Consider the following 14,614-nt stretch of genomic DNA (forward strand, 5'->3'; position numbering starts at 1 on the left):
TATCAATTATTAATTCTAGTGTGCGTGTGCCACTTCTTCAATATAAAATTTCTCTGCATCTTCTTTTTCAATATCCGTCATCTTCACTTTATAATTTTCACCACTGGTTTTTAATACCGACTTGATCTCTGCAATAGCAATAACCGGGAAGTATTTTGCAAACAGGAAGAAGCAGGTAAAGAACAAACCGAATGTACCCAGGTAAAACCCGATTTCATAAATACTCGGGCTATAGTATGTACTCCAGCTTGATGGTAAATAATCCCTGTATACAGAAGTAACAATGATTACAAAACGCTCGAACCACATACCAATGTTTACGATTACACTCATAAAGAAAGTAACAGTAATGTTCCTTCTTAATTTACGGCTCCAAAATAACTGTGGTGATACCACGTTACAAAACATCATTAACCAGTAGCTCCATCCATAAGGGCTGAACAGGTTGGCCCTGTTCTGGCTGAAGGCATACCATTCGTATGGATTTTGTCCGTACCATGCAATAAACAACTCCGTTAAGTAAGCGCAACCTACAATACTACCTGTAAGCACAATTACTTTATTCATTGCTTCTATATGGCCCAATGTGATATAATCCTGGAGATTCAAAACTTTACGTACAACGATCATCAGTGTTTGCACCATGGCAAATCCACTGAATACCGCACCCGCCACAAAGTAAGGAGGGAAGATGGTGGTATGCCATCCCGGAACGATTGAAGTAGCAAAGTCAAAAGATACAATAGTGTGTACAGAAAGTACCAGAGGTGTACTTAAACCTGCCAGCACCAATGATAAAGATTCATGACGTTGCCAGTGTTTGGTACTACCGCTCCAGCCAAATGATGCCACACCATAAAACATTTTGCGGAATTTGGTTTTAGCCCTGTCACGTACAGTAGCCAGATCGGGCAGTAAACCCGAATACCAGAATAATAATGATACAGTAAAATAAGTTGATATCGCAAATACGTCCCACAACAGTGGTGAGTTAAAGTTAACCCATAACGGACCTCTTGAGTTAGGGTAAGGCATTACAAAGAACGCCATCCACACACGACCCATATGCCATATCGGGAACTGGCCTGCGCACATTACCGCAAAAATCGTCATCGCTTCTGCTGCACGGTTTACACCCGTTCTCCATCCCTGGCGGAATAATAATAAGATCGCAGAGATCAGAGTTCCGGCGTGACCGATACCTACCCACCATACAAAGTTGGTAATATCCCAACCCCATCCAATGGTTTTGTTCAGGTTCCACTGACCAATACCGTAAGTAACCTCACGATAAATACTGTACACACCAAATAAAAGTAAAGCCACGCTGATATAAAAACCAATGTACCAAAGACGGCTTGGTTTCATCTCAATGGGGCGTACTATATCTTCCGTTATCTGGTGGTAATCTTTATCACCATCTACCAGCGGTTCCCTTAGTTGCGATTCGTACTTTAATAATGACATATCCTTTTTTCTAAGCTTTTAACTGTAACCTGTTTTGGTAAGTAACAGTTTTAATTTTGATTTTATGTCGAACTGATGAATATCGAATTTTTGAATGTGGTTTTATTCAGAACAGATTCAATATTCGCTATCCGCCATTGTATGTTTACTTAAGCATGTGCTTTTTCTTCTTTCTTCGCTTCTTCTTTGTGACCTTCTTCTTTCACCGCACTAACCTCTCTGTCTGTATTCCTGATCTTAGCAAGGTAACTTACGTTAGGCAATACGTGCAATTGCTCCATCACATAAAAATTACGGTGTGTTTGCTCTACGTGCCTGATCTTATATACATCACTTTCTTTATCGTTAACATTACCAAAACTGATAGCGTTTGTAGGACAAGCCTGCATACAAGCTACTTTTACATTACGAACCAATGTTGGGTCGCCTGCTTTTTTAGCGTTCAGTTTATTTTCCTGTAAACGTTGTACACAGAAAGAACATTTTTCGATCACACCTCTTGAACGAACCGTTACATCCGGATTCAATACCATTCTTGTAAGATCATCATTCATCTGCATAACAGACTCATTCATATCCACACCAATCAACGGATTCTGGTTATCCGGGAAGCTATCTGCACCGGTATAATCCAGCCAGTTAAAGCGACGTACTTTATAAGGACAGTTGTTAGCGCAATATCTTGTACCGATACAACGGTTATAGGTCATCTGGTTTAAGCCTTCGCTGCTATGGTTAGTAGCGGCAACCGGGCAAACGTTTTCGCAAGGTGCGTTATCGCAATGCTGACAAAGCATTGGCTGGAATACCACATCCGGATTTTCCATATCCTCACCGGTAAAATAACGATCGATACGTAACCAGTGCATTTCGTGTGCTCTTTGTACCTGTATCTTACCTACTACGCTTACATTGTTTTCAGCAGTACATGCTACTACACAAGCACTACATCCTGTACAGGTACTCAAATCAATACTCATACCCCATTTAATACCTGGCTTTACAAAGTCCGGGTACATGGTGGCATCTCTTACAAAATCTTTGCTGTCGTTAGCTGTAATGGTTAAACGCTCTTTAGTAATTTCTTCTAAAACAGCTTCGGGGTTAGCAACAAAACTGGCAAGGCTGGTTTCGTAAATAACCGGACGGTTTTCGTTAGAACCATGCACCTGTGTTTGTGCCAGCGGATAAGTTTTATCTGTCAGTTCAAGTTTTGCAACAGCGCTGTATTGATTGGTGCTGCCATCAAAACCTACTAAGGTGTAAGCGTTCTGGCCTGCGCCTGCGGCAGATCTGCCGATATTATCCATTGTTTTGGTAGCGTCAGCACTTTGTCTGCCATATCCCACCGCAATAGCAATAGTATTTTTTTGAACACCCGGAATTAATAATACAGGTAGTTCCAATGATTTTCCGTTAACAGTAACTTTTACTACTGGTTTTTCAGGATGCACTTCATACGCATCAGAAGCACCTTTATCTGCCAGCACATCTTTTTTGTACAAAGCTTTGTACATTTCAGTGCCCATCATCACATAGTTATCCCAGGTTACTTTAGTAATTGGGTCAGGTAATTCCTGCAACCATGGGTTATTAGCCTGGCTACCATTACCTATTGATATTTTCTGGTATAAAACAACTTCAGTTTCGTCACCTTTTATTGCAGCAATTTTGCTTTTTGCTTCTTCTACCTTTGCAGCTGAGAAAGTTGCACCTGCAGCAGCAACTGCTACAGCGGGTTCTACAACACCATCCTGCAAAGCTTTATCGTAGTTATCCGGTGTAGCCCATTTAGCTAACCAGTAAGCTTTAAAATATGTTTCGTAATCGGCTACAGTACTTCCGCTCCATTTTAATAAAGAAGTCTGGAAAGCTCTTGTTTTAAACAGAGGATTGATAGTTGGCTGAATAACGCTGATATAACCTGTTTTAGGTTCAGCATCGCCCCAGCTTTCTAACCAGTGGTGAGATGGAAGTACAAACTTACAGTTCTCAGTAGTTTCATCCATTGTTGCATTGAAAGAAACACCCACTACTTTATTAAGCCCGTCAATAAATTTTTTGCTGTCGGTGTAAGAATAAGCCGGATTTACACCCTGGATCAATACTGCTCCAACTGCTCCGCTGTTCATATCCTTTACCAGCGTATCCATATCAGCATCTATACCTTTACGGTAGTTAGAAGTGATGGCCCAGTTAATAGTTTTTCCGTTGGCGCCAATAGCTTCGTTAATGGCATTTACAACAATCTGTACATTCACATCATTGCTTCCGCTAACTACTAAAGCGTTACCGGCGGCAGCTTTTAATTGATCGGCTGCTAATTTTACACCTTTATTTAATTTGTCATCTTTAAAAGATGCTGCAGTACCATTCAGTGCATTTAAAATAGCAACAGCTACTGCACCGGTTTCAGAAGGCTTATGCATAATGCGGTCATCTGCATTACTGCCTGTTAAGCTCATCATACTTTCAAAATGAATATGACGGCTGATATCGGGCTTTTCGCCGGTTATTTTTCTGTTGGTTGAGTATTGTTTGCTGAATTCTGTTGGGCTTAACCAGGTGCCTAAAAAGTCGGCGCCAAGGCTTACAATTACTTTAGCATTTTCAAAATGATAAGAAGGAATTTCCCTTTTGCCGTAAGTAGCTTCGTTGGCCAAAATCATACCGGCATAGCTTACTGCATCGTATTGTACGTGGCGGCTGCCGGGATATTTTGCTAAAAATTCAGTTATAATTTGTTGAGTAGAGGGTGAGTTTACAGTAGCGGTTAACAATACTACTGTTTTACCGGTAATGGCAGTTCCCACCATTTTATCAAAAGCATCAAAAGTGGTTACTTCTTTAAAATCCTTGCCATCTTTTTGCATCGGGTAGCGAAGACGGGTAGTATCGTACAGGTCCAGTACAGAAGCCTGCGATTGTGCGTTGGTAGCTCCTTTGGTAATGCTGGATAATTCGTTACCTTCTATTTTGATAGGTCGTCCGTCTCTTTGTTTTACCACTACAGAAATGGCATCTCCGCCATTTACATAAGTAGAAGCATAATAGTTGGCTATACCAGGAATGATATCATCCTGCCTTTGTAAATAAGGAACCGATTTACGTACAGGCATTTCGCAACTGGCAGCAAGAGTAGCAGCAGCAGTGCTAAAACCTAAGTATTTCAAGAAATCCCTGCGGGGGGTTTTAGCATCCAAAATGCCTTTATCATCTAAATCGGCCAATGGCAGCAACTCTTCTTTGAATTCCTTTTCAGTGGATTGCTGAAAATTTTCAGTCTGATTGAGTTCTCCAAAACTTTGCCAGTACTTTTTATTACTCATAATATGCTAATGTGCTAATGATAAATAATTCTAAACCTCTGCTCTGTTGTCTTTTTCCAGGCGCAGCAATTAATAGTGACATTTCTGACACTCCGTTCCACCAATTTTTTCTACGGTTACACTATCCATCTTAGGTTTCTTAATTTCCTTGATGTTATTGTATTTGTCCCTGATGGTATCAGGCTTTAAGTCGTTATGGAATTTTTCGTAAATGCTGTAGAATTTATTGCCGGTGCTATCATCTTTGTTGTAAAAATCAACTTTAGATTCTCTGTGGCAATTGATACACCAGCCCATGCTAAGATCAGCAAACTGGTAAACTTCCGGCATTTCCTGTATGTTACCGTGGCAGGTCTGGCATTGTTGTTTACCCACTTTTACGTGCTGGCTGTGGTTGAAGTATACGTGATCGGGAAGATTATGAATTTTAGTCCATTGAATAGGATATGCACCATCTGGTACGCCATCATTATTTTTATCGGGATTGTACGTTTTGGTAGCAGCATTAAAACCTGCGTATTCGTATAATTTCTGTATCTCCTCAGTTCCGTTAACTGCAGTACCATCTTCTCTTACCAATGCATCAGGACCTTCGTATTTATTAATTCCTTTATGACAGTTCATACAAACATTTACCGAAGGAATATTAGCATGTTTGCTATCCTGTGCACCACCATGGCAGTATAAGCAGCTGATCTGGTTAGTACCGGCATGCACCTGGTGAGAATAAAATATAGGTTGTTTTGGTTGGTAATTCTTCATGCGGCCCAGGCCAATAGCGGCATTGGTAAAGAAGTAACCGGCAACACAAAACAGTACTAAAATGGCTACCATTAAGTAGGTTTTGTTTTTATACACAGGAACCGGTTCGCCACGCAGCACACCTTCTTTATCATCAGTTAATTTACGCAGGTTACTGTTTACCTGTAATAATATAAAGGCTATAAGGGCTAATACTAAAGTAAGAATGCCGAAAAGGAGTGAGTTATCTTCTGTTTGAGTAGCTCCGCCCGGTGGAGGTGGAGGTGTAACCGGTGGGGCATCAGCATAGTCTAATATTGCTTTGATCTCATCTTTCTTAAGGTTAAACTGCTGCATTTGTGAAACCCACTTTGCCTTTAATGCCTTTGCATAAGGGTCGGTTTCAACCATGGTATTTACATTATTCACCCATTTGTAGGCCCATTCTTTATCCGGCTCCCTGTCCCTTGCCCCTTTTAACATTGGTCCTGTAAAATCCTTATCTACCTTATGGCAACTTGAGCAATTGGCTTTAAAAAGCGCTTCGCCGTTCTGAGCAAAAATATTATTGGTTGATGAGGCTAATGCAAAGAGTACAAGAAATGCAAATACTCTGTTAAAGATTTTTCTATACCGACTCATACAGTTATAACGGGGCTAATGTGGAAAAATATCCGGTTTCGGCTGCAAATTTAAGTCAGGATGCTGACATAATATCAACATTGTTAAAATTTTTTTTCGCTTATCCAGCGTGGGTTTCAGCCTATTGTAAAGCATTTCATAGTGTTATTGTCACATATTTGTAAACAATATTTATCCCTTAATATTTTTTGTTTCGGGCTATCATTTCACAAATTTTTACTCCACATTTGCCAAATGTTTGAAAAACTTAAACAACGCTGGAAGGTAAACGGGCTTAATCTTGTACTCATAATTACCACTTTTGCCATAGGTGGCAGCTTATGCGGCTATGCAGGAAGAAAAATTTTAGCGCTTACCAATTTAGAAAAGGGGGCATTGTGGGTTATACTATATATACTATTGATCACCCTATTATGGCCGTTATGTGTTTTACTGGTAAGCTTTCCTTTTGGCCAGTTTGGTTTTTTTAAAAAATATTTAGGCAGGGTTTTTAAGAGATTTGGTTCATCCCATGATAGGGGTCAGACGGTTGCAACCCTCAATAATACGGGTCATGACGGTTCCAACCGTCTGACCCGGACCCGTATTGCGATTTTTGCAAGCGGTGCCGGAAGTAATGCACAACAGATCATCAATCACTTTTCATCGTCTGCTGATATTACAATTGCATTGATTGTTTGTAATAAACCCGGTGCAGGTATATTAGATATTGCCGCCAATGCCGGTATTCCATCCTTATTAATTGAAAAAGAAAGGTTTTTTACTGGCGATAATTATTTACCGGAGCTGCAGGACCATCGTATTAATTTTATTGTGCTGGCAGGTTTTTTATGGAAGATCCCTGAAGCTTTGATTAAAGCCTATCCAAAAAAGATCGTTAATATTCATCCGGCATTGTTACCTAAATACGGTGGCAAGGGTATGTTTGGCCGTCATGTACATGAAGCCGTCATTAATAATAAAGAAACCGAAAGCGGCATTACTATTCATTATGTCGACGAATTGTACGATCATGGTGCGGTTATCTTCCAGGCAACCTGTGCTATTAATGACAGTGATACGGCTGATACTTTAGCGCAAAAGATACATGTACTGGAGCATACACATTATCCAAAAGTAATTGCTGAAATTGTAGAAAAGTAAAATTGCAGTTAAAACAAACCGTTATGGCTTTTGTATAAATTTGTTGGCGTAATATTATGCCTTTAAAAATTTGTTGTTGCGTATATCTTTAAAAATAATCATACTGCTATTGTTTTGCCAGGTGGCGGGCCAATCGATATATGCTCAGTTTACACTCAGTGGTACTGTTTTTGATTCTTCCAAAATAAATTATGTGCCCGGAGTTACCGTTATTAATAAAGAAGGCAGGTTTACTTTAACCGATTCTTTGGGCAGGTATAGCCTTGCAGTAACAGAAAAAGATTCGGTGTCCTTTATCTTTCGCAATAAAGCCACACAAAGTTTTGCAGTACATACCATACCCGACCCTTCTCATTTTGATATTTCATTACGGGTAAATTATAAAGGTAAGTACAGCACTTTAAAAGAAGTAGTGGTTTTTGGAAAAACATTTAAACAGGATTCTATTGAAAACAGGGAAACTTATGCCAAGGTTTTTGATTTTCAAAAGCCCACTTTAAGAACTTCTATTTCACCATCAGGTGTACCCGGTGCCGATGTGGATGAGATCATCAACATCTTCCGGTTTAAAAGAAACAAACGCCTGAAATCTTTTCAGTTAAGATTAGAAAAAGACGAGCAGGAAAAATACATCAACTTCCGCTTTAATAAAACCCTGGTAAAAAAACTCACTCACCTGGAAGAAGGCCAGCAGTTAGACAACTTTATGGCAAAATACAGGCCTACTTACGAATTTGCCAGTGCCGCAGATGAACTTACCATGAACCAGTATATTTTAAACTGCGGTTATCAATATAAGATTGAGTTACTGCAGCAAAGCGCCCCAAAAGAAAAAATGTAAAAAAAGAGCAGTACTTTTCAATTTCAAAAGCACTGATACAAAGGGTTATTTTTTTACTCTTTTTATTGCTTTTAATTATAAAGCCACCACTAATGCTTCTTTTTATGAATGAATTACATAACGAACTGAAAAAAGAATTTCAGATTGAGAGAATGATCCTTTTCAGTGATGCTGTATTTGCTATTGCCATTACTTTAATGGCCATCGAAATAAAAGTACCGGTTATTGAAGAACATGGTGTTACTGATCATGAATTACTGAAAGCACTGGGCCATCTTGTTTTTAAATTCATTGGTTTTATTATCAGCTTTTTTATTATTGGTTTATACTGGACTGTACACCACCGCATGTTTAGCTTTGTTGAAAATTATAACAACAAACTACTGTGGCTCAATCTTATTTTTTTATTGTCTATTGTTTTAATGCCCTTTAGTTCAGGCTTATACGGAGAGTACTCTAACAAAATAGATGTAGTGGTGCCTTACACGGTATATGTTTTTAACATCTGCCTTACGGGTTATTTAAATTACAGGCTCTGGAAATATATTGGCAACCCCAAAAACAATATTGCCAGCCATACGCTTACCAGGGATATGGTTTCTATTTCAATTAAACGTTCGCTGGTTACGCCGGCAATTTTTTTATTATCGCTGGTGGCTACCTATTTTGTGTCTGTTAGTTTATGGATACCGGTTATTGGCAGGTACTTTCCTATGTTTATTCCACTCGTGATGAAGCGGATTCAAAATAAACACAATAAAAAAACAACCCCGGTTGCAGCTGCAACAGAATAAATATTATTTTGCATTGAGAAAAATTATACGACTATGGAAGCAGAACAATTAACACTTGGCGTAGGAACCAGGTTACAACATACACAATACGGGCCCGGTGTAATTGTTGGCGTAAGGTATGCCACCTATTTAATTTCCTTTATCCATCATGGTATAAAAGAAATTGATAAAACAGATGCCAACCTTGATGAGATCATTGCCGAAAATGTAACTGTTGAAGTGGAAACTGTTTCTGCTGTAGAAAAATCTTTACTAAAAATTTTACGCCAATGGAGTGATGTAAATGAAATTGTTCCATTAGGCGATAAATGGATTGGTGGCACGATGCTGTTGCAAACAGCTGATAAAAGTTTAAAGCCAAAGGAAATTCCTATTGATGATTTCTTTCATAAAATTGTGATGCTGCGTGACCGCTTACGTGTGCTGGAGCAAAATATTAACAGTAATAAAAAACTGAGTGACGAAGAGAAAGTAAATATTCAGCAATATATTACCCGTTGTTATGGTTCGCTTACCACGTTCAATGTTTTATTCAGAAATAAAGAACATTGGTTTGTGGGAGAAAAAAGTAATAAGGAAGATTAAAAAAGCGCAGTAAATACTGCGCTGTCCGGAATATTTTTGTACCTCTATTTTTTTGCTTTATCTATCTCCTGCTGTACCATTGCTTCCCAGTTATCATCAAAAGTAACATTGGTAAAAGTGCCCCTCTGTATTTTTATTTCTACAGGGTGGTGCCTGGTTTTACTTACCAGCATTATCGGCAATGCAGGAATAACCAATTCATCAAATGTTCCGCTGATACTCCATTTGTGCCCCCCCTGGTGATTATCGCCTAAATCTTTACATTCAGTAATATTTACTTTATAATTGGTGAGCTTAGGTTTAGCGCCAGCTTCTCCTCCATATATTTCTGTATACGGATTGCCCGGCCTTTTAAAATTCATACCTACAATAGGGTAACTGCCTGGTTTAAGCGCCATTAAAAAATTCAATACCAAACTGGCTTTACTGGTAGCGCCACCCGGTGCTGTAAAAGTAACCAGGTAATCGGCACCCGGCTGTAATTTTTCTTTATCTTTTTGTAAGAGTGCGGTACCTCCCAGGTCAATAGGGCTACCTTCAACAAAAATTCTTGTGGGTAACGGAGAAGTGGCACCCGGAGGTGTGTTGAGTCCTGTTTGACTATTACCAGTTGTTGGTGCTGCTGTATTATTGTCACTACCTGAACCATTACATGCCAATAAAAAAATGGCTGCTGAAAAAACAAATACCCTTTTCATTAATCTAAAATATTTAAAAATGAAATTACAACTTTTTTTAAATGGCCTTTATTAAATATTAATTCATTTATGCTGTTCTTCTTTTAAAATAAAATTTTGTGCCCCATATTTTTTTATTTCCTGTAATTATTTGTTTATTCTCCACTCTTGTGGCGTTACGCCATGCTCCTGCTTAAATATTCTTGCAAAATATCCGGGATCATTATAACCGCATTCCAATGCAATGGAGGCAATACTGTTTGCCGGATTTTTCAGCAACTCTTTAGCTTTGTTCAAACGGATAACCCGAATGAATTTATTAGGAGAACAACCTGTTAATGCATCTAGTTTACGGTGCAGTTGTGAGTGACTCATGAAAACCATTTTGCACAATTGTTCTACCGTAAATTCAGTTTCTGTCATATGTTGTTCCACCGCTTCTCTTACCTTTTTTACAAAATCATCTTCAATTTTAGTATTAATGATGGCTGTTTCGGTAGTTACTGGTTCCGGTACAGAAGAATTATCTAATCCTGACTTTTTAAGATAATACTGTTGCAGGTTTTGCCGCAGTTCCAGCAATTTTTTTATGCGTATCAATAACTCTTCCCTGTTAAATGGTTTCTCCAGGTACACATCTGCACCTTGCTGTAAACCTTCTATTTTACTTTCAATATCTGCTTTTGCCGTAAGCATAATGATGGGAATGTGACTGGTATGCTCATCATTCCTTAACTGCCTGCACAATTCAAAGCCATCTACAAAAGGCATCATTACGTCGGTGATAATTAAATCAGGAATTATTTCTGCTGCTATCTCAAAGCCTTCTCTTCCATCTTTACCCACAGCAAGCCTGTAATCGGGCAGGCAGGATGCCGTGTAGGCCACAACGTCAGCATTATCTTCTACTAATAATAGTAACGGTTTTTGCTGTTGTTGTTTTTCATCAGCAATTTCCATACTATTGATGGTACCTGTATTCGTTATCAGACTATACACTTCTTTTACATCAGAATGAAGATTAGCATCTTCTGCTACAGGCATTTTTTTAACTGGCAATGCCACAATAAATTCAGTTCCTTTATTAGCCCCCGTTGGCGGGCTCTTCACCGTGATTTCCCCTTCCATTAATTTCACCAGTTCTTTGGTTAATGCCAGGCCAATGCCTGTGCCTTCTGTTTTACGGGTATGGCTGTTGTCCAATTGATAAAACCTGTCGAAGATATGTTGCAACTGGCTTTCGGCTATACCAATGCCGGTGTCTTTTACTTTAATAACCAAGGTTGATTTACCGGCAGTATCCTGTAAAATATTTTCATTTACACTGATGTAAATATTCCCTTTTTCGGGTGTAAACTTTAATGCATTGGATAACAAATTAGCAATGATCTGCCGCAGTTTTTCCGGGTCGTACGCTATGTGTAATGTATCCATTGCAGCTAAAAAATGTAATTGCTTTTGCTGGCTTTCTGCCAGCGACTGAAAAGATTCTACTATGTAACGCAGAAAATTAATTACATCGCCATTTACTAATTGCAATTGCATTTTACCGGTTTCCAGTTTGGACAGATCCAGCATTTCATTTACTAAATTCAACAGGCTTTGGCCATTGCGGATGATCATATCGATACCATTTTCCAAATGCAGGGACGGATTACTTTTAACCTGCTGTGCCATACCTAATATAACGGTAAGTGGTGTACGAAACTCGTGAGTAATATTGGTATAGAGTTGTGTTTTTACCGTATCCAGTTCTTTTACTCTTTTAGCTTCCAGCTGTTCAAAATTTAGTTGCGATTTTAATTTAGCCCTGTTTACAGAAAATTTAAAATATGCTCTTATACCCAAACCCATCAACAATATATAAATAAGGTAAGCCCACCAACTGCGCCACCAGGGCGGCAACACAGTAATTTGCAGTTCAGCAATTTTATCGCTCCAGATGCCCTGGCTGTTGCTACCTTGTACTTTAAAAATATATTTGCCCGATGGTAAGTGCAGGTAAGTGGCAGTACGCCGGGTACCGCTTTCTACCCATACCTTATCTATGCCCACCAATTGGTACCGGTATTTATTTTGGGTAGGTGCAGTAAAATCAAGTGAAGAAAATTCCAGTGTCAATATATCCTGTAAATAATTTAAGGTAATACTTTGTGTTTGCTCAATATTGTTTTGTAAAACCCCTGTTTTGTCTTCTGCAGTTACAGCTGTATTGTTTATGAGTATATTGGTTATAAAAACACCAGGTTTAAAACCGGTTGCCAGTATTTCTTTCGGGTTAAAAATATTCAACCCGTTAACACCGCCAAAAGCAAGGTTACCATTGGCTAATTTTGCATAGGCCCCGGTATTAAATTCGTCACCCTGTAATCCGTAAGCTTTTGTAAAATTCCTAAACTCCCAACGGGTACTGTCTTTGTTGTTATTTGCCAGTAAACAAAAGATACCATTATTGGTACTGCCCCAGATATTTTTTGATTCGTCTGCCAAAGTACCATACAGCACATCGTCCGGCAGGCCATCCTTTGTTGTAAGATGAATAAAATTGCCGGTAATTTTATTCATCCTGTTTAATCCGCCACCTTTGGTACATATCCATATATAGTTACCGGACACGGCAGGGTCATCCATAAAACAGGATACATGGTTATAATTAAGCGAATTGCGGGTATTGGCTTCATTATAATACCATTTTACCTCAGGTACCGTTTCGCTGGTATTAAACTGAACTTTTGCAAAACCATCCTGCGTACCTACCCAGTAAGTACCTTGCCCGTCTTCATAAATAGCAGTACAAATGGTGATGGAGGATCCCCGTTTTACATTGTTTACATTTATAGAAAAACTATCTATGCTGCCGGTACTAGCTTGTATCCTTCTAAAGAGGCCGCCACGAACGGAGAACCAGATATACCCTTTGCTATCTTCCAGCATGGGTTGTTTATCGCCGCTGGGTTCGTTGGTACACACAAAATGCTTTGTTAAGCTGCCGGTAGCCGGATTATAATCATAGTACCCCTTATATCCTTCTGCCTCTGATTTAAACCAATATTTACCTGCTTTGCTGATTAAAAAATTATCAACCTGTGATAGTTGGGGGAATTTACGAAAAGGATTTTTTTCAACTCCCTGTTCATCTATTTTTATCCAGTTGTACCCAAAATCACTTGTGTAAATGATATTGGCTTTCTCTGGTTTTATCCATCTTACACTATAGCCTACCAGCAGGTGTTGGTTGAATTTGCTATCGGTATTGTATTTACGCAAGCCATACCCCATGGAGCCCGACCATACAATACCAGAACGATCAATGATAAAAGGAAAGAGTACTTTCAAACTATCTGCAAAGTGCAAATCCCATTGCAAAGGTTTTCCCGGCTCCAGTTTGGTTATATCATATTGAAACAAATCACGATAATGGTTCCTCCACAAAGCGCCCCTTGGCCGCAAAAGAATATTGCCGGCCGGAATTTTACTGGTATCAAACAGCGGATATGTTGCTGTATCATCCGATAAAAAATAATTTGTACTGGTAAGAACCACCCCTCCTTTGGTGAGATACCCATTGTTAAGCAGGTGGCCGTTCTTTAATGTAAGAAACATATTTTTAGCAGGATCAAACCGGTAAACTGATCCGTCAAAGCCTCCTATCCACGTATTACCATTCTTATCTTTTCCCATAGCATATACATCAGTATTATCCGGAAGCCTCAATCTTGTTATGTGCAGGGAAGAAGGTTTGTCAAAAAAATCATTTGGTATGTCAATAATATTGAAACCGCCGCCATATACTGCCACAAGTATGCGACCATCCGGCATTTCCACTATACTCCTTATGGCGTTTCCGGACAGGCTTGCGGTATCGGAAGCTATATTTTGAATGCGAAAAAACAAGCCGCTCTTTTTATCATATACATTTATACCTGCATCCTCTGTACCTATCCATAGCCTGCCTTTTGAATCTTCGAATAATTTTATAAGCGTGTTACTACTCAAACTGTGAACATTGTAGGGATCATTGCTAAAAACTTTAAAGCTATAACCATCGTAGCGGTTTAATCCGTTTTTGGTGGCCACCCAGATAAAGCCTTCGTCATCCTGCAAGATGTCAAATATCATTCCCTGGGATAATCCCTCTGCTGTGGAGATCGTTTCATAATCCGGTGTTTTTTGTGCACTGGCAACCAAACCCCACCAGAGTATTGCAAGTGTAAAAATTATTTTCAGGGAGATAAGGGGTTTGTGCATTTGCTTATAAAGATAAACGGAATGTGATTTTTTATAGCATTGATCAAAAAGAAATCAGCTGTAGCTTTTGTATAATGACGAATTTATCCTGATGCTGCACAATTTGTCCTGTTAAAAGCTAAAAATGTATCGTACAAAGATGGATAT

General features: G+C 39.0%; 9 protein-coding genes. 4 read left to right on the plus strand and 5 right to left on the minus strand.

What is annotated here, in order from left to right; all coding sequences use genetic code 11:
• Positions 1-15 precede the first annotated feature (15 nt).
• The 3 genes from nrfD to ACQ334_RS11020 form a co-directional block, all read right to left on the minus strand.
• Positions 16-1,467, minus strand: coding sequence for an NrfD/PsrC family molybdoenzyme membrane anchor subunit (gene nrfD / locus ACQ334_RS11010; RefSeq protein WP_430988260.1), 1,452 nt, complete (start codon positions 1,465-1,467; stop codon positions 16-18).
• 149 nt (positions 1,468-1,616) lie between these two features.
• The gene (locus ACQ334_RS11015; protein ID WP_430988261.1) at positions 1,617-4,796 is read right to left on the minus strand and encodes a TAT-variant-translocated molybdopterin oxidoreductase; all 3,180 of its coding nucleotides are present in this window, start codon (positions 4,794-4,796) and stop codon (positions 1,617-1,619) included.
• 69 nt (positions 4,797-4,865) lie between these two features.
• On the minus strand, positions 4,866-6,179 hold the full coding sequence (locus ACQ334_RS11020) for a c-type cytochrome (protein ID WP_430988262.1): 1,314 nt from the start codon (positions 6,177-6,179) through the stop codon (positions 4,866-4,868).
• A gap of 234 nt (positions 6,180-6,413) precedes the next feature.
• Between ACQ334_RS11020 and ACQ334_RS11025 the strand changes: the two genes are divergently transcribed.
• The 4 genes from ACQ334_RS11025 (at position 6,414) to ACQ334_RS11040 (ending at position 9,542) form a co-directional block, all read left to right on the plus strand.
• Complete coding sequence (locus ACQ334_RS11025; protein ID WP_430988263.1) at positions 6,414-7,322, plus strand: phosphoribosylglycinamide formyltransferase; 909 nt, start codon at positions 6,414-6,416, stop codon at positions 7,320-7,322.
• 76 nt (positions 7,323-7,398) lie between these two features.
• Complete coding sequence (locus ACQ334_RS11030; protein WP_430988264.1) at positions 7,399-8,163, plus strand: hypothetical protein; 765 nt, start codon at positions 7,399-7,401, stop codon at positions 8,161-8,163.
• 104 nt (positions 8,164-8,267) lie between these two features.
• On the plus strand, positions 8,268-8,957 hold the full coding sequence (locus tag ACQ334_RS11035) for a TMEM175 family protein (RefSeq protein WP_430988265.1): 690 nt from the start codon (positions 8,268-8,270) through the stop codon (positions 8,955-8,957).
• A gap of 33 nt (positions 8,958-8,990) precedes the next feature.
• Positions 8,991-9,542: a hypothetical protein gene (locus tag ACQ334_RS11040; protein ID WP_430988266.1), complete on the plus strand. Its 552-nt coding sequence runs from the start codon at positions 8,991-8,993 to the stop codon at positions 9,540-9,542.
• A gap of 44 nt (positions 9,543-9,586) precedes the next feature.
• Here the strand turns inward: ACQ334_RS11040 and ACQ334_RS11045 are convergent, their stop codons facing one another.
• Together ACQ334_RS11045 and ACQ334_RS11050 are read right to left on the minus strand one after the other, a co-directional pair.
• Positions 9,587-10,240, minus strand: coding sequence for a hypothetical protein (locus tag ACQ334_RS11045; protein ID WP_430988267.1), 654 nt, complete (start codon positions 10,238-10,240; stop codon positions 9,587-9,589).
• Positions 10,241-10,366: 126 nt separating this feature from the next.
• Positions 10,367-14,467, minus strand: a complete 4,101-nt coding sequence (locus tag ACQ334_RS11050; protein WP_430988268.1) for a hybrid sensor histidine kinase/response regulator transcription factor — start codon at positions 14,465-14,467, stop codon at positions 10,367-10,369.
• Positions 14,468-14,614: the final 147 nt, after the last annotated feature.

This window comes from Ferruginibacter sp. SUN106, from assembly GCF_050611765.1.
Taxonomy (GTDB): Bacteria; Bacteroidota; Bacteroidia; order Chitinophagales; family Chitinophagaceae; genus Ferruginibacter.